General features: G+C 62.7%; 16 protein-coding genes. 1 reads left to right on the forward strand and 15 read right to left on the reverse strand.

What is annotated here, in order from left to right; genetic code table 11:
* Positions 1 to 53: 53 nt before the first annotated feature.
* From fabG to F568_RS0104085, 15 genes are all read right to left on the reverse strand, one after another.
* On the reverse strand, positions 54 to 779 hold the full coding sequence (gene fabG, locus F568_RS0104015; RefSeq protein WP_019017420.1) for a 3-oxoacyl-ACP reductase FabG: 726 nt from the start codon (positions 777 to 779) through the stop codon (positions 54 to 56).
* The gene (locus F568_RS0104020; RefSeq protein WP_019017421.1) at positions 776 to 1,258 is read right to left on the reverse strand and encodes a hotdog family protein; all 483 of its coding nucleotides are present in this window, start codon (positions 1,256 to 1,258) and stop codon (positions 776 to 778) included. The genes fabG and F568_RS0104020 overlap by 4 nt, the downstream gene beginning before the upstream one ends.
* Positions 1,255 to 2,439, reverse strand: a complete 1,185-nt coding sequence (locus F568_RS0104025) for a beta-ketoacyl-ACP synthase (protein ID WP_019017422.1) — start codon at positions 2,437 to 2,439, stop codon at positions 1,255 to 1,257. Before F568_RS0104025 ends, F568_RS0104020 begins: the two co-directional genes overlap by 4 nt.
* Positions 2,436 to 3,032, reverse strand: a complete 597-nt coding sequence (locus tag F568_RS0104030) for a DUF3261 domain-containing protein (protein ID WP_019017423.1) — start codon at positions 3,030 to 3,032, stop codon at positions 2,436 to 2,438. The genes F568_RS0104025 and F568_RS0104030 overlap by 4 nt, the downstream gene beginning before the upstream one ends.
* The gene (locus F568_RS0104035) at positions 3,029 to 4,294 is read right to left on the reverse strand and encodes an NAD(P)/FAD-dependent oxidoreductase (protein ID WP_019017424.1); all 1,266 of its coding nucleotides are present in this window, start codon (positions 4,292 to 4,294) and stop codon (positions 3,029 to 3,031) included. The genes F568_RS0104030 and F568_RS0104035 overlap by 4 nt, the downstream gene beginning before the upstream one ends.
* On the reverse strand, positions 4,284 to 6,626 hold the full coding sequence (locus F568_RS0104040; protein ID WP_019017425.1) for an MMPL family transporter: 2,343 nt from the start codon (positions 6,624 to 6,626) through the stop codon (positions 4,284 to 4,286). Before F568_RS0104040 ends, F568_RS0104035 begins: the two co-directional genes overlap by 11 nt.
* The gene (locus F568_RS23780) at positions 6,613 to 7,179 is read right to left on the reverse strand and encodes an outer membrane lipoprotein carrier protein LolA (protein WP_019017426.1); all 567 of its coding nucleotides are present in this window, start codon (positions 7,177 to 7,179) and stop codon (positions 6,613 to 6,615) included. Before F568_RS23780 ends, F568_RS0104040 begins: the two co-directional genes overlap by 14 nt.
* Positions 7,180 to 7,246: 67 nt before the next feature.
* The gene (locus F568_RS0104050) at positions 7,247 to 8,200 is read right to left on the reverse strand and encodes a lysophospholipid acyltransferase family protein (RefSeq protein WP_019017427.1); all 954 of its coding nucleotides are present in this window, start codon (positions 8,198 to 8,200) and stop codon (positions 7,247 to 7,249) included.
* Positions 8,197 to 8,958 carry a glycosyltransferase family 2 protein gene (locus tag F568_RS0104055; protein WP_019017428.1) on the reverse strand — a complete coding sequence of 254 codons (762 nt, stop codon included), beginning with the start codon at positions 8,956 to 8,958 and terminating at the stop codon, positions 8,197 to 8,199. The genes F568_RS0104050 and F568_RS0104055 overlap by 4 nt, the downstream gene beginning before the upstream one ends.
* Complete coding sequence (locus F568_RS0104060; protein WP_019017429.1) at positions 8,948 to 10,705, reverse strand: ApeI family dehydratase; 1,758 nt, start codon at positions 10,703 to 10,705, stop codon at positions 8,948 to 8,950. Before F568_RS0104060 ends, F568_RS0104055 begins: the two co-directional genes overlap by 11 nt.
* Entirely contained in the window at positions 10,702 to 11,259 is a 558-nt protein-coding gene (locus F568_RS0104065) for a COG4648 family protein (RefSeq protein ID WP_019017430.1), read from the reverse strand. Before F568_RS0104065 ends, F568_RS0104060 begins: the two co-directional genes overlap by 4 nt.
* Positions 11,260 to 11,290: 31 nt before the next feature.
* Positions 11,291 to 11,554 (reverse strand): phosphopantetheine-binding protein, encoded by a 264-nt coding sequence (locus tag F568_RS0104070; RefSeq protein ID WP_019017431.1) that lies wholly within the window; start codon positions 11,552 to 11,554, stop codon positions 11,291 to 11,293.
* Positions 11,555 to 11,568: 14 nt separating this feature from the next.
* Positions 11,569 to 12,333: a lysophospholipid acyltransferase family protein gene (locus F568_RS22125; RefSeq protein WP_019017432.1), complete on the reverse strand. Its 765-nt coding sequence runs from the start codon at positions 12,331 to 12,333 to the stop codon at positions 11,569 to 11,571.
* Positions 12,334 to 12,348: 15 nt separating this feature from the next.
* Entirely contained in the window at positions 12,349 to 13,038 is a 690-nt protein-coding gene (locus F568_RS0104080) for a beta-ketoacyl synthase chain length factor (RefSeq protein ID WP_019017433.1), read from the reverse strand.
* 113 nt (positions 13,039 to 13,151) lie between these two features.
* Entirely contained in the window at positions 13,152 to 14,015 is an 864-nt protein-coding gene (locus F568_RS0104085) for a MurR/RpiR family transcriptional regulator (protein WP_019017434.1), read from the reverse strand.
* 194 nt (positions 14,016 to 14,209) lie between these two features.
* Here F568_RS0104085 and zwf point away from each other — a divergent pair, with 194 nt between their 5' ends.
* On the forward strand, positions 14,210 to 15,685 hold the full coding sequence (gene zwf, locus F568_RS0104090) for a glucose-6-phosphate dehydrogenase (protein ID WP_019017435.1): 1,476 nt from the start codon (positions 14,210 to 14,212) through the stop codon (positions 15,683 to 15,685).
* The last annotated feature ends 1 nt before the right edge of the window (position 15,686 follow it).

Consider the following 15,686-nt stretch of genomic DNA (forward strand, 5'->3'; position numbering starts at 1 on the left):
CGGGGCATTCTACCCGAGGGAGGGCGCACTTCGCAGGCGCATTTATCGCCGCTCTAGCACATCCCCCCATTGACGGCGATCACTTGGCGAGTGATGTAGGCGGCATCGCTGGAGCACAGGAAACTGACCGCGCCAGCGACTTCCTCACTGGTGCCGGTGCGCTGCATGGGGATCACCTTGAGCGCTTCCGCGCGGACCCGCTCGTCGGTCATGTCGGTGTCGATCATTCCCGGCGCCACGCAGTTGACCGTGATTCGACGCTTGGCGAGCTCCACCGCGAGCGCCTTTACGGCACCAATCAGGCCAGCCTTGGCGGCACTGTAGTTGACCTGGCCTCGGTTGCCCATAAGGCCCGAGACCGACGACATCACCACGATACGCCCTGGGGCGCGGCGGCGGATCATGGGCATGACCAGCGGCTTCACCACGTTGTAGAAGCCGTCGAGGTTGGTATGAATGACGCTGTCCCAGGCATCATCGGTCAGTGCGGGGAAAGCGCCGTCGGCGGTAATGCCGGCATTGCAGACGATACCGTAATAGGCGCCATGGTTGTCGGTGTCGGCCTCGAGCGCCTCATGTGCGGCGCGCCTGTCGGTCACGTCGAAGCATAAGATACGTGCCTGGCGTCCCAGAGCGCGAATCTCGCTTGCTACGCCCTCCGCCGCCTCGCGGCTACGCCGGCAGTGCAGCACGATATCGTAGCCGTCATGGGCCAGGCGCAGGGCGGTGGCGCGTCCGATGCCACGGCTCGATCCGGTAACCAGGATGGTGTCGGTCATGATGACGCTCGCGAAGTCGAAAGATTGTCAGGATGCGATGGCGTTGGCACGTAGATGGTCAGGCTGCCTTCGGCCAATGGGGTCGTGTCGTTCTCTATCACGCCACGAAACTGACCCAGCCCGTTGTCAGCCCGAAAATCGAGGCTGACCGATACCCGGTAAGGTTGTACCAGTGGGAACGCGTCGACAGCGGCCTCGAATCGCCGTGTGCCGACCAGAAAACCCACGGCGGGCGACTCTCCACGTGTTGCGGCTTGCCAGCCAGCCCACGCCGCCACCGCTTGAGCCATCCACTCCAGGCCTACCCAGGCAGGAATGCTGCCGTCGATGCAGAACAGATCCTGCGCTTCGGGCATCACATCGGCGACTAGATGTTCCTCGCCGACCTCGACGATACGATCGAGCAGGCACATTCCTTGGGCATGGGGAACGAAAGGTGCGATCGGGCAGGGCAGCTTGGGCAAGGTGAGGCGGGTCATACCATACGCCCCAACAGCAGAGCGGCATTGTTGCCGCCGAAAGCGAACGAGTTGCTCAATGCCAGGCGCGGCTTGGCATCGTCGGGCCTGGTGACCAGAGGTAATGGCGGCAATGCGGGGTCGTACTGCTCATCGTAGACGTGCAGGGGCAGTTGCTGGTAATGCAGGGCCAGCCAGCAAAAAGCGGCTTCCAGAGCGCCGGCCGCTCCCAGGGTATGGCCGGTAAGCGCCTTGGTGGAACTGCAGGGCGGCGCGGATGCGAATAGCTCGTGGATGGCCCTGGCTTCCATGCTGTCGTTGTGCGGAGTGCCGGTACCGTGCAAATTGAGATAATCCACCTGGTCGGCCCTGCGTCCGGCCTGGCGCAGGGCCGCCTGCATCGCGGCCAAGGCACCGCTGCCGTCGGGGCGCGGGGCAGAGACGTGGTAGGCGTCCGCGCTTTCGCCGACGCCCTCGAGCTGAATGCCGCCGGGGTCACGGGTCATCACGAACAGGGCCGCGGCCTCGCCGAGGTTGATGCCGTCACGATTGGCAGAAAATGGCAGGCATGGATGATCGCTGACCGCCTCGAGGCTGGCGAAGCCGTTGATCGTGAGTCGGCAGAGCGTATCGGCGCCGCCCGTGATTACCGCATCGCATTCGCCGGCCAGCAGCAGACGGCGGGCGCTGGCCAAGGCACGGGCGCTGGAACTACAGGCTGTGGATAGCACATAGACGGGACCTTCCAACCCCAGTCGTTCAGCTACGAACCGTGCCGGATCACCGAGTTCCTGATGGGCGTAGCGAAAGTTTTCAGGCAACGGAGCGTCACGCCCGGTTAGCGCCAGGGCACGTTCGGTTTCGCCGATGCCCGACGTACTGGTGCCAATGACTACGCCGATCCGCGACCGGGGGTAGCGGCTCAAGACAGTCTTAAGGGTATCTCCCAAGCGTTCGAGCGCCGCTGCCAGCAGCCGGTTGTTGCGGCTGCGCTGATGGATCGGCCAGTCGCGGTCGTCGGGCAAATCGTTCAGGACGCTACCCAAAGGCAGGCGACGGCCAGGCGTGTAGGCATCGCTCACGCTCAGGCCGCGGCGACCCTCGAAAAGGGCGTCTGCAATGGTGTCGTGCGTATCACCCAGACTACAGACCACACCGGGAGATGACAGGCGACAGGGCATGTGGGGATGACGCTCGTTCATGGCGCGGCCTCCTCGAGCGGGGTGATGCGCAAACGATACCGGCCCTGGCGGTCATCGAGCAGCACCTCCCGTGTGCTGCCAGCGCTTACCGAGGCCGGGGTGATTCGGGCGATGACCTTATCATGATGGCGGATGACACGGGCCCCGTCGCTGACGGTAATTGACCAGTCGCTGCCGGCAAAAGCGTCGCGTAACGCGGCGACCGGCCACAGGCTCCATTGCAGACGCGAGGCAAGCCAGTCGGCGGGCAGGGGGAGCTTTTCCTGCACCGTCTCCTGCGCCACGTCCCCGACGAGGTAACGGCTGCCCCCGGTATCGCTTACCAGCGTGACAAGGCGCTGGCCGTAAGGTGTCAGCAGTACAGCACGCAATTCATGCTCAGCGATGCGAATCAGACCGATCAGTGTCTGTGGGGCCTGGCTGTCGTCGTCGGGCATGAAGGTCAAGCGACGCTTGAGGGTGGCGGTGGTAGGTACGCTGTCGAATGTCGGCGATGGCGATACCGGCGGTGCGAGCGAACAGCCGGCCAGGCCTAGCGCAACCATACCGAGTACGCCCAGGCAGAGCCGCAAGAAGACATGCTTTCCGGTCATGGGTTTTCTCCCGGTACGGCCTGAGTGTGACCGCAGAGTTCGGCCAGTGTGGTCAGGCGCCTCTGGGCGCCGCTGACGAAGGGGTTAGCCGTGTCCCAGGCATAACCGGCCAGTACCGAGCTGATCATTCGCTTGATAGTGGCGGGATGCGCATCGTGAAAGATGATCGACGGCAAGCGACCGTCGTACCAGGCCTCCACGAAGGCGCGAAAGGTCTCGATGCCTTGGCGCAGGGGGCGCTCGAATTCATTGTGCCAGTCGATGGTGTCGCCGCGAAGCTGGCGCGCAACTAGTGGCGCCGCCTGGTGTGCTGAACGTAGGGCGATGGTGACACCGGATGAGAACACTGGGTCGAGGAACTCCCCGGCGTTGCCGAGCAGGGCATACCCCGGCCCATGAAGGCGGGACACGTCGGCTGAATAACCCTGTAGCGAGGCTACCGGACGTGTCGTGCGGGCCCCGCGGAGCAGCTTGCTAAAGCGGGGTTCGGCATCGATCAACTGCTGCCAGCGTCGCTCCGAATCGCCGCCCCCTGCGCTCAAGGCTTGCATACTGCCGACGACTCCCACCGAGGCTCGCCCATGGGCGAAAGGGATCAGCCAGTACCATAGCGAGTCATCATCGGGATGGACGCCGATCAGGATTTTGTCACGATCGAAGGTCGGCTCACGAATCTGTTCCTCGACATGGGCGAACAAGGCCATGCGCGTCTCAAGGCGTGGGTCACGGCCGAGTCCGAGCAGGCGGGCCAGAACTCGGCCGTAGCCGCTGGCATCGAGTACGAAACCTGCTGTCAGCGTCGTCTCTTGCCCACTCTCGTCGATGTACGTCAGGCTGGGGCGCTGTGGATCGGGGCGAAACGACGTGACCGTAACGCCGAACGCGACCCGGGCGCCCTGAGCGGCGGCCGCCTCGATCAGGCGCTGGTCGAAGTCGGCGCGTTCGACCTGATAGGTGGTACCCCAACCGTCAGTGAACTTGTCGCGAAAGTCGATGACCGCCTCGTGATCGCGGCGGGTGAACACAGCGCCATTCTTGGGCTGGAATCCGCCCGCCTCGACGGCCGTCAGCAGGCCCGCATCGTCGAGGTAATGCATGCATTGGGGTAGCAGGCTCTCACCGATCGAAAAGCGTGGAAAATGACTGCGCTCGAGTACCTGAACCTTCAGGCCGCAGCGCACCAATAGCGCAGCGGCCATGGCCCCGGCAGGGCCGGCACCAATGACCGCCACGTCGGTGTCGACATCAATGTCAGATTTCATCTTGTCTTTCCAGGTGGCTGTCAAAAGAGCTATGGCAGGGCCGCACCCAGGGAACCAGCAGCCATACCAGGGCCAGGCCGACAAGACAGGACAGCCCAAGATAGTGCAGGGCGGGCGTGGCACTGAAAGCCAGCAGCCCGAAGGCCAGCAGGCTGGTAAGGGTCGACAGGCTGATGGCCAGCCAAGTCTCGGCGCGATGCGCGTGTTCGACGCTGAAGATACCGGCATCGAGGCCAATGCCGAGCACTAGCAGCAGCCCCAACTGGCTGAAGACATTGAGCGGAATGCCGGCCAGGGCATACGCCGCAAGCACCCCGAGAATGGCGCCCAAGGGCGGGGTCAGCACGCGCCATGTTCGGCGACGATAGCGCCAGGCCAGTAGTAAGGATAGCCCGGCCACTGCGGCAATCACCCACCAGGCGATGTGCGTGCGTAGCTCACCCAGCAGACCGGAAAGACGCTCGACGCGGTCGACGTAGGAGATGCCTTCGTGCGTTTGCGCCAGCCTCTCGAGCCGCGGCACGACGTTTGCCTCAACATCGGCAAGCGGCAGCATGGCAGCAAAGCGGACAGGCGTATCTGAAACACTGCCGAGCCACAGGCGGGCCTGGCCTTGTCCGGCCGACGTTGCCAGCCAGGTCGCCACATCGAGGATGGGTACGTTCTGCAGTTGCTGACGTGCCTTTTCGGCTAGATGAGCAGAAAGCCCGGCGCGCTCGAACAACGTCGATAGCGGGCCGCCATAAAGCTGGCGAACCTGAGCCAGATTGGCCTGCTGAACGTCAGGCGGAGGTACGCTGTCGGCCAGGTTGGTGTAACGCAGGGAGATGTCATCTTCCTTCCACTGCTCCAGGTTGTCGCCGAGCTCGGCCAGGCGGACCAACACCTCGGCCTCGCTGGGGGCAGTGACCAGAAAGTAGCGATCACCGGTGTTGCTTCCCATCAGTCGCTGCACATGACGCTCTTGTTCGAGTAACCAGGCAGGCGACGGGTTGAGTAGACGTAGGCTGTCATCGGCCTTGAGTTGCCAGCCGACGATGCCGGTAAGTGCCAGCGCGAGGCTTATTGCCAGAGCGGGAGCCAGACGCCTGCGCGGCATCGTGAGCTGCCACAGGCGCTGAGCCAGACGGCCTGTGAATGGATGCACAGGTGTGGTCAGGCGTGGCAACCATAGCACCACGGTAAGCCATGCCCCCAGCAGGCCCATGGCGGCGAACATGGCCATCTGGCGCAATCCCGGCAATGGTGTCAGCGCCTGGGCGAGATAGGCGAGCAGGCTGGAGACAAGGCCCAGCGTCAAGCCCGGCAGCAGCGGGCGCAAACGAAAGTGCACGCTCTGAATGGTGCGATGACTCTGTACATGCAGTGCATAATCGATGGCGATACCGATCAGGCTGGCCCCGAAGGCCAGCGTCAACAGGTGCAACTGGCCGAACACGAGCAGCGTAAGAGGCAGCGCGAACAGCACCCCGCCAGCTAGCGGCAACAGCATATAGGCAAGCACGCGTACCGAGCGGAACACGAACCATAGGATGGCCACCAAGCCGGTCAGCGCGCCCAGGCCAATAGTGGTGATTTCCTGGCGTGCCTGATGTGCCCCGGCGGCGGCATGAAAGACTAGCCCTGAGCGCAGCAAGGAAACATCGGGATGACGATGCTCGAAACTGGCAATGGCATCTGTCAGGGCTTGCTGTGCCTCCAGATCGTAAGGGGAGCGAGCCAGTTGGCCGACCAGCAGCGCATGGGTCCGATTGTCATTAGTGAGGGTCAGCAAGCCATTGCTAGGCTGTATGGGGCTTTTATCAAGCTGTCCCAGCCAGCGGTCGAGTAGTCCGAAGGGGTCGACCACCGGTTGGGGTTGGCCGGTCGGTGCAAAGAGGTCACGCAGAGCCGAGTCGACCAATGCCTGACCACCATCGTCGATGATCGCCTGGCGTAGCGAGGGGGCGAGGAGGCGGTAGCGGTACTTGCCGAGATCGTCTCGCGGGTCCTGATCGGCAAGGTCAGTGTCGCGCCAGTCGAGACGAGCCAGCCAGGGCTGGTCTGCATTATCGTTGGCCGTGGTCAGGGCTTGCACCAACGCCCGGGTGTCGGCGCTCAGGGTGGGTGAGCTGAACAGCAGGACGAAGCGGTCTTCGAAAGACTGGCCCAGTTGCATGTCGGCACGCTCGATCAGCGGCGACTGGCGATCCTCGGGCAGCATGGCCGTCAGGCGCGTATCGGCGGGCAGGCCGTCACGCAATAACGCGGCCAGCCCCAGGGCGCAGGTCAGCAGCACGCCGCCCCATAACCAGGCTCCTAGCCACGCCAAGGTCCGCTCACGGTGAGGCATCCACGCCCTCCGACGGGGGATGCTGATCGAATAACCGGATGTGCAAGCGGTCGCCATTGGCGGCATGCAGTGTCAGTTCGTTCAGGTATTGGCCGCCTTCCAGGCGAATCAGGGATAGCCTGTCCCGCAGCGCATCGTTCTTGGGGGCCAGACGGACCTGCCAGCCCCGTCCATCGCCGCTCAGCTCAAGGTGGAAGCGGTCTTCCAGTGCCTGCCAGTCGCCCCCCAGCAGGTCGAGCAGCAAGGCTGCCACCTGGTCCCGGCCGCGCCGGTCTCCGCCCAGCGTCTCATCGATATCCGCCGCGGAGTCGGGCGTGAACTCCAGGCGATCCTGAATGGGCGACTCCAGCACCCAGACGACGCGTTCATCGCGCCGGTAGCGGAAGTGACCACGGCTGGTCAGCTGAGCGTCCAGATCGGCCAGATGACGTCGTTGCTCAAAGCGCCCGTCAAGCGCTTGAGTACGGTTCAGGCGGGTCTGAAGGTCATCCAGGGTGAAGGCCAGCGCGTTTCCTGGCAGGCAGAGCAGCAGCAGAAATAGTATACGAATCATCGGTGATGCCTCGTGTTGCCTCGATCCATCTCAGAAGCGTAAAGCCCTTCGGCGATAGCGGGCAGGGTCAGCCATCGTGTCGATCATCGGTCAACCAGAAGGGAAAGAAGTTGAACCATTGCAACGGGTAGCGCCGGCATTGGTCGGTGAGCCACTCCACATAACGCTGCATGGCATCTTCGCGCCAAGTGTCACGCTCGGCGCGGCGCAGGTGAGTCGTGTCGTCAAAAGGGCGGAACTCGATATAGTGGGATTCGCCTTCTCGCAGACAGCTCAATGTATAGACGGGACAACGCAGCAAGGCCGCCAGCCAGAACGGACCTTCGGGAAACGGCGCGGGGGCGCCAAGGAAGTCGAGGTGACATACCCGTCCATCCTCGCTGACCGGCACACGGTCGGCGGCAATCACCACGAATCCGCCTGCATTGATGCGTTCGGCCAGGCGCATGGCCGTGGCCGGGGTGATTTCGCTGACTTCGATGATCTCGGGGCCGCGACGCAGCGTGGTACGGTCCAGCATCTGATTGAACTTGCGAGCGTTGCGGGTGTGCATCAGTTGGGTAACATGAAAATCTTCGCGTGTATCGCTCATGGCGCTGCAGATTTCCAGGTTGCCGATGTGCGAGACCAGCATCAGACCACCTCGGCCGCTGCGTATAGCCTGGTCAAGGCAGGCGCGATCCTCGGGCGTGAAGCGTATGTCGAGAGGTATTCCACTCCAGGCATCGACCTTGTCCATAAGCGACTGGCCAAAAGCCATGAAATGGCGCAGGCCCAGCAGGAATGCGCCACGTAGCGGACGCCCGGCATGCAGTGGCCAGATACGCTCGAGATAACGGCGTGACGCCCGGCGTGGCAGCGCGCGTGAGATGTAGTAGTAAGCGATCACCAAACCCAGCGCCAGGCGAAATGGCAGACGTCCGAGGCGACGGCGAATCCAGACCATGGCGCGCATGCCAGCCACGGTGCCCGACTCCTGAATACGCGCCCAGTGCTGCGGGTGATCGGAATAGGTGGTCATTGATTCTTCCTTGATGAGTGCCGCCTCGATAGTAGGCGGGGCAAGCGTCGAAGCATGCCGAAGAACAGCCGGGCGTGCATCATTGCCAGCTGGGTATTGTCGCGCCACAGCGCAAAGTGCGATATGCCATCCAATGGGTAGTGAACGCGTACCGGCAGGTTGCGTACCGCTAGACCGGCCCATAGCCAGCGCACCGGAAGTTCGGTGTCGAACTGCATGCGGTTGCCGCAACCGTGACGACTCACCAGGCGATTGGTCTCAAGGACCGGATAGAGTTTTACGCCGCACATGGTATCGCGCAGCGTGAATGACAGGGTATTGAGCCAGACCAGCAGATGCGTGGCGTAACGGGCATAGAAGCGATGCCGGGGAACGCTGGCATCGAAACGCGGATAGCCGATACGCAGCTCCCTGCTCCTGGCGCTAAGCCCGTCCAGAAATTGGGGCAAATCTTCGGGGGCGTGCTGGCCATCGGCATCCACCTGCAGGGCGTGGGTAAAGCCCAGGCGCTCGGCTTCGCGAAGGCCGGCCTTGACCGCTGCGCCCTTGCCGCGATTGCCCGGCAGGCGGATCAGGGTTACGTCTGCAGCCTCGGCCAACGCGTCGAGAACGGTGGCGCATTCATGATCGCTGCCGTCATCGACGAGCAGCAGGGGCACGCCCAGGCGGCGCGCGCCCTCGCAAGTCCATTCGATGGCCGCTGCGTGATTGTAGACGGGGATGAGTACGCATGGCCGGGCCGGGGCGTCATGAGGCATCGCCGATCTCCGTAGCGACGTAATGCATCCTGCCACTGGCATGACAGCCGCGCTGTCCCGACAGATCGATGACCAGGCGGCCGCCCTCGGCATCTGGTCGCCATGTCAGGCTCAGCCAAACGCGATCGCCGGGCAGCAATAACTGTGGGAATTTGACCCGCTCGAGACGATGGAAGCTGCCGTCCAGGCCCAAATGCCGGCGCGCCAGTGAAGCAGCCCACTGTAGTGTGACCACGCCCGGAACCACCGGCTGCCCGGGGAAGTGCCCCTGACAGTAGGCAAGCCGCTCGGGCACTTCGAGTGCCACCCGACACGCCTGGGCACCGTTGTTTTCCACACCTAGCCAACGTGGCAGTCGTCGATCCTGCAAGTCGGCGAACAGCAGTGCGACAATTTCGGCCGACAGCTTGCCCTGGGCATTGGTCGGCCAGGTCTCAACGAAGCGCCAGTAACGTGGAATGACGGTCGGCTCAAAGGCGGACAGAAGTCGAGCACGCAGGGCCTGGATCAGCTCGCGGCGTGTCGCATGGTCATGCGGGATGCACTCGGCGGCGAGCTGCACGATGGCACCTAATCGGTTGTCACGGGTCGCCAAGGGCAGGGTGCGTGCCTGAAGTACGCCGTGGCAGGTTTCCAGGCTCCGGTCCATGCCGGTCAGCGACAGGCGCTTGCCACCTACCTTGGCGATACGGTCGCTGCGACCGAGCAGGCGAAAGCCGTCGGCGACCGGGGCGATGCGGTCGGCTTGGCATTCCCAGGCGCTCGGGTCGGCCAGAAAAGGCGAGCGAAGCCACAGGCGGCCCTCGGCATCGTTGCGGATTTCAATGCCGGGCAGGGGCGCCCAATGATCATTGAATTGCTGGTCGCGCCAGGCTATCCCGCCGGTTTCCGAGCTACCGTAGATTTCGCTGACACCAATGCCTAGCACGGTGCGTGCATGGGCACTGGCGGCGGCACTCAGAGGGGCACCGGAGGAGTGGATGCGGGCCAGTCGCTCACGGGCGGGGTGCCAGTCGAGTTCGGCGGGCAGGCGCTCGAGAGGTGGTGGTGCGCTGATCAACACGGCACTACGTGGCGCCTGGATATCATCCTCGGAGACGTTGTCCAGCCGCTGCAGCCAAGCGCTGAGCGTCTCTGGATAACGGCACGCGCGCGTGGCCATTGGCGCGCCTTCACACAGTGGGCGAAGGATGGCGAACAGTAACCCATAGATGTGCTGATGGCTGACCTGACTAATGACCAGCCGGCCGTCTAGTGGCCACAATGCCAAGTGGGCTGCCAGTTCGGCGTCAAGCTGGGCAAAGCTCTTGTCGAGCTGTTTCGGGTCGCCGGTCGACCCGGAAGTGAACAATGAGACGGCAACCCGGTCCGGGCGAAGATCGCCCCAGCGAGGCGCTTGGTCCACATCTGCCAAGAGCCCGCCAGTGACCTCGCCCAGCCGTGCAGTGGCGAGGCGGGAAAGGGTATCGAGCGTCTCTGGCCGGTCATCGGCCGGAAGCACGGCACTGTCGCCGCGCTCCCAGAGGGCGATCAGGGCAGCGGCAAACGCGACGGGGTCGCTGTGGTACAACAGCCAGCGCTGTCCTGGAGGCGCCAGCTTGTCCAGCCGACGCTGCCAGGCACCGATTCGCTCACGGAATCCGGCCCAACTGATACGGGATCCGCCGAAATCGCCATTCCAGCCCATGGTCCCCTGAGAGGGCGCATGACGCCAGGGGGCGTCAACCAGTCGCCTCTGCCGCGTCAAGACCGTCTCCTTATTCGTTGTCGAACACACCACTCGATGGCGAACAGCAGGGCGCATAGCCCGTAGGCGATCCCGCCGTTATACAAGGACCAGGTGGCCAGGTCGGCATACAGTGCGGTCCAGAGGGCCGCGGCGCCATTGCACAGGAAGAAGACGCACCAGACCTGGGTGACCCGCCTGGTGTAGGCCACGCCGTGCGGGGGGAGGTCCGGCTCCTGGCGTCGAGCCAGTCGCTCGATCATGCTCTGCGGCTGGCGCAAGCTCCAGGCGAAGACGCTCAGCAAGGTCGCATTGACGATGACCGGCCAAGCACGTACGCCCAGCTCGGCATGGCCGAGCTGGGTCGTCAAGAGTGCCGCCAGCCCCAACAATACACTCCAGTGCTTACGGCCCGCAGGCAATCGCCAGCAGGCCAGTGCCACTGCCGCCACGAGCAGAGGCCATGGGCCGATGAGAGGTACCAGCAAAAGCGCCAATAGCGGCCAGGCCAGCCCCAGCAGGCCGAGTAGCATCGGGCCACGGGACAGGGGGGGAGCACGACGCAGGGAATGCATGACAGTCTCTAGGCTCCGCACCGGACAGCGGTTACTTGACGCGCCGCGCTTCCACTAGCGCCGCGAGGCTTTTTAGATTGGCGAAATGTCGGCGAGTTTCCTCGCTGTCGGCCTCGAGCTTGATGCCATACGTCTTTTGCAGTGCAAGACCCAGCTCCAGGGCATCGATGGAATCGAGCCCCAGGCCCTCGACGAACAGCGGCTCATCCGGATCGATATCCTCCGGGGTGACGTCCTCAAGTTCCAAGGTATCGATGATCAGCTGCTTAAGCTCAGTTTCCAGCGCGTTCGTCATCGGCGGTTTCATCCTTACACGGCGTTAATGAAATGGATTTCGAGCCGGCGGTTAAGTTCATCCACTGCCGGCATTGACATGTTCTCGCTGTCGTCGTGCTGCACGAGCCTTCCCACATCGAAGGTGAAACTCGGGCGACGCGGCGGCACACGATACCAAGGGCTGCCCTTGAGCAAGGTCGGCGGCTCGCAGCGAATGCGCACCGGAATGATGGGTGCGCGGCTCATGGCAGCGATCATGGCGCCGTTACGGCGCAGGCGGATCGGTTGGCCCGGTATCGATCTCGTTCCCTCGGGGAACAGAATTACCGACTGGCCATTTTCCAGCGCTTCACTGGCGGCTGCAATCACGCGACGGGGATTGGGATCGGCAATGAAGCCTGCCGCGCGGATAACGCTGCGTGTCACGAAGTGGTTCGCCAAGCCGCCCTTGGCCACACAGATGGCATCGGGAGCAGTGGCGAGCAGGAACAGGGCATCGAGTAGTGTCGGGTGGTTGGCCAGCACCAGGCTGCCCGGCCGCTGCAGCCGTTCGGCATGAATGAAGCGATAATCGATCAGGCGCAGCCCCTTGAGCAGGGTGATGAAGCCCCGACATGTCGCTTTGACGCTACGCCGGACACGACGCTGGGCCAGGGCGCGATTACCGCTGCACAGACGGGCCAGGGGAGCAATGACAAGCCCAACCCCCAGCGCGCAGAGAGCAAACAGTGTAAAGCCGAGGGCGGTGGCGAAGTAGCGCCAACTGCGGTCAATACCGGCCGCGAGTATCACTAGCATGGGCAGCGTCCGGTCTCAGGGCGATAAGGTCCAGGTCAGCCGCCGTGAGGGGCAGACCAGCGGTGCCTCATCCAGCAGCCAGGCAATGAGGTCGCTGGGCTGGGGAGAGCGGGCTTGTCCGGCTTGAGAGGCGTCGCAGGGCCGCGTATGTATTTCCCTTCCGCCACTCGCCGATAGGAGCAGGGCAACCACAGCCAATTCGGTCGGCTCGGTAACATGAGCGGCAAAGCGCTCCGGCACCGGCGCATCGCTGAACACGGCAATGACGTCACGCTCGCCTTCCGCGAAATAGCCGCGTGTTTCGCTGAACAGGGCGGCAACTTCGGCACCTCCGGCGGCGATCGCTTGAAGTGAGTGACGATTGCCACTGGCAATGGAGTGTACGCCGAGGGTGGCATTGTGAACCGACATGCCGAAGCGGGCAGGCGAGAGCGGCTCCTGCTCGGCCAATGCATACAGCATTTCCAGTGTGCGATCGCCATCGCCATGGCGCGAGGCGTAGATCAGGACTCGCCTCGCCTCGGGATCCAGCTCACTGAGCATGTCGCAGACGACTCGGCCGGAAGCATTGAGGCGGCGGCGCAGCATGGCAGGCACCGAGGCGCCACGTGGCTGAGGGTCCACCGACAGACGGGAGTCGGCATGCGGGGCGCGGCCCGGGTGCCACGCCCGCCAATCCTGAAGAGTTATCGAGACTGTCGTCATCAAGCGTTCCGTTTCCGGTCGCTTCAAGGCATGAAGCGACCCATGAGCGTAACGGGAAACCCTACGCGTATGGCCATGCCTGAATGGCATCGGCGATTTTTCGCGTCAGGGTATCACTCCGTTTCACTCAGCGGAAAGCGTGTGGCCTTGAGACTATCCTTTATCTTCTTGAGATGTGGCAGGAAATCCTCGCCACGGCGCAGCGTCACACCGGTAGCCAGGACATCGATCAGGGCCAGGTGAATCATGCGTGATGTCATCGGCATGTAGACGTCGGTATCTTCCGGCGTCACGACATATAGCGTTTCGGTGCACTCTGCAGCCAGTGGCGAGCCGGGCGCCGTAATGCCCAACACGACTGCTCCATTCTCGCGGGCCAATCTGGCGATTTCGACCAGCTCGCGGGTACGCCCAGTATAGGAAATGATGACGATGACATCGCCGGTATGACTGGCCGCGGCCACCATGCGCTGCATCAATACATCTTCGTAGGCGATGACCGGGAGGTTGAAACGGAAGAACTTGTGTTGTGCATCCTGGGCGACCGGGCCCGATGCTCCCAGCCCGAAGAAACTGATCTGCTTGGCCTGGATCAGATAATCGACGGCGCGCTCGACACGGCGTGAATCCAGGGCGCGCCGGGCATCGTCGAGTGCGGCGATGGTCGCGCCGAAGATCTTGTCACCATAGCTTGCCGCATCGTCGTCGCGCTCGACATTACGGCTGACATAAGGGGTACCACCTGCCAGGCTCTGGGCTAGTTTGATCTTGAAGTCAGGGTAACCCTTGGCATTGAAGGTGCGGCAGAAACGGTTGACTGTCGGTTCGCTGACCGAGGCGGCCTGTGCCAGCGTCGCTATACTCAGACCCGTGGCGGTCGCCGGGTCCTGCAGTATGACGTCAGCCACCTTGCGCTCGGAGCGATTGAGTTCGTCCAGGCGCTCACGAATACGTTCCAGAAGATCATGGCTGGCCATTAAGTTACTCCGTGCAAGTCATGATGTAGTTATTAAACTACATGTTGACCGAATCGTAGCGTGCTACACAGGACACGGCCATAGCCAAGAGTGGTAGCGCATGCTTTGGTAGTAAAGTTACCAATATATTTGCATTTTTGCCGTTGAATGGCATATTTTATCGGTAATTTAACCAGATTGAAGGGGTCCTCGGCATGATTCAAGACACCACGCCCGACATCGATCTGGCGTTGTTCGGCGCCATGGGCGACCTGGCGCTGCGCAAGCTCTATCCGGCCTTGTACCACCTTGACCGGGATGGTCTGCTCGCTGATGAAACGCGGATCTTGGGGCTGGCACGTCAGGATATCGACGCCGAGGCATTCCGCAAGCGGGTCCAGGAATCCCTCAAAAAATACGTGAAGCCGGCTGAGCTCGAGTCGACTTGTCTCAAGCGCTTTCTTGACCGTCTCGATTACACCAAGCTCGACTTCACTGATGTCGAGGGCTATAGGGCCATCCGCGAGTGGCATGAGGGTGCCGGGCGGCCGATGACCGTCTATCTGGCCGTACCGGCCAGTATCTATGGGTCGATCTGCAGCAACTTGCAGTCCAGCGGCAGCCTCGACGACGAATCGCGGGTTGTCGTCGAGAAGCCTATCGGTTACGACCTTAAATCCTCGCAGGAAATCAACGACGCCATCGGTGCGGTGTTCCCCGAATCGCGTGTCTACCGCATCGATCATTATCTGGGCAAGGAGACGGTCCAGAACCTGATTGCGTTGCGCTTCGCCAACCCGTTGTTCGGTACCCAGTGGAACCAGAACCACATTTCGCATGTGGAAATCACGGTGGCCGAGCAGGTGGGCATCGAAGGGCGCTGGGGCTATTTCGACAAGGCGGGTCAATTACGCGACATGGTGCAGAACCACCTGTTGCAGCTGTTGTGCCTGATCGCCATGGATCCACCGTCCAATCTGGATGCCGATGCGATTCGCGACGAGAAGGTCAAGGTGCTCAAGGCGCTGAAGAAGTTCAATCGCGAGAATGTCAGTCGCGACGTGGTGCGCGGGCAGTACATAGCCGGCTCGATCATGGGTAACAGTGTGCCTGGCTACCTCGAGGAGGAGGGCGCAAATACCGACAGCCGTACGGAAACCTTCGTGGCCATGCGTACCGAGGTGTCCAACTGGCGCTGGGCAGGTGTGCCGTTCTACCTGCGTACCGGTAAGCGGATGCCTGAGAAGGTGTCTCAGATCGTCATCCACTTTCGGCAGCAGCCCCACTACATTTTCGACCCGGACCAGCGCAACCTGGCCGCAAACAAGTTGATCATTCGCCTGCAGCCGGAAGAAGGCATCGCGCTGGAAGTGCTGACCAAGGATGGAGGGCTCGACAAGGGCATGCGTCTGCGGCCCGGTCCGCTACACCTGGATTTCAACAGTGCTTTCCCCAAGGCAAGGATTCCTGACGCCTACGAGCGTTTGCTGCTTGAAGTGATGAAAGGCAACCAGTACCTGTTCGTACGTCGCGACGAGGTCGAGTTTGCCTGGCGCTGGGCCGACCAGTTGGTGGAAGCCTGGGAGCAGCTCGATCGCCCGCCGCGTCGCTATCCGTCCGGATCCTGGGGGCCGGTGGCCTCGATCGCCATGATCACGCAGGACGGGCGCTCCTGGTACGAGGATTATTGAT

Origin of the sequence: Modicisalibacter luteus DSM 23508 (genome assembly GCF_000378505.1) — a bacterium.
GTDB classification, from domain to species: Bacteria; Pseudomonadota; Gammaproteobacteria; order Pseudomonadales; family Halomonadaceae; genus Modicisalibacter; species Modicisalibacter luteus.

Coding starts and splice junctions, on each gene's coding strand:
- fabG (WP_019017420.1), bottom strand. CDS start 779: ATGACCGACACCATCCTGGTTACCGGATCGAGCCGTGGCATCGGACGC.
- F568_RS0104020 (WP_019017421.1), bottom strand. CDS start 1,258: ATGACCCGCCTCACCTTGCCCAAGCTGCCCTGCCCGATCGCACCTTTC.
- F568_RS0104025 (WP_019017422.1), bottom strand. CDS start 2,439: ATGAACGAGCGTCATCCCCACATGCCCTGTCGCCTGTCATCTCCCGGT.
- F568_RS0104030 (WP_019017423.1), bottom strand. CDS start 3,032: ATGACCGGAAAGCATGTCTTCTTGCGGCTCTGCCTGGGCGTACTCGGT.
- F568_RS0104035 (WP_019017424.1), bottom strand. CDS start 4,294: ATGAAATCTGACATTGATGTCGACACCGACGTGGCGGTCATTGGTGCC.
- F568_RS0104040 (WP_019017425.1), bottom strand. CDS start 6,626: ATGCCTCACCGTGAGCGGACCTTGGCGTGGCTAGGAGCCTGGTTATGG.
- F568_RS23780 (WP_019017426.1), bottom strand. CDS start 7,179: ATGATTCGTATACTATTTCTGCTGCTGCTCTGCCTGCCAGGAAACGCG.
- F568_RS0104050 (WP_019017427.1), bottom strand. CDS start 8,200: ATGACCACCTATTCCGATCACCCGCAGCACTGGGCGCGTATTCAGGAG.
- F568_RS0104055 (WP_019017428.1), bottom strand. CDS start 8,958: ATGCCTCATGACGCCCCGGCCCGGCCATGCGTACTCATCCCCGTCTAC.
- F568_RS0104065 (WP_019017430.1), bottom strand. CDS start 11,259: ATGCATTCCCTGCGTCGTGCTCCCCCCCTGTCCCGTGGCCCGATGCTA.
- F568_RS0104070 (WP_019017431.1), bottom strand. CDS start 11,554: ATGACGAACGCGCTGGAAACTGAGCTTAAGCAGCTGATCATCGATACC.
- F568_RS22125 (WP_019017432.1), bottom strand. CDS start 12,333: ATGCTAGTGATACTCGCGGCCGGTATTGACCGCAGTTGGCGCTACTTC.
- F568_RS0104080 (WP_019017433.1), bottom strand. CDS start 13,038: ATGACGACAGTCTCGATAACTCTTCAGGATTGGCGGGCGTGGCACCCG.
- F568_RS0104085 (WP_019017434.1), bottom strand. CDS start 14,015: ATGGCCAGCCATGATCTTCTGGAACGTATTCGTGAGCGCCTGGACGAA.
- zwf (WP_019017435.1), top strand. CDS start 14,210: ATGATTCAAGACACCACGCCCGACATCGATCTGGCGTTGTTCGGCGCC.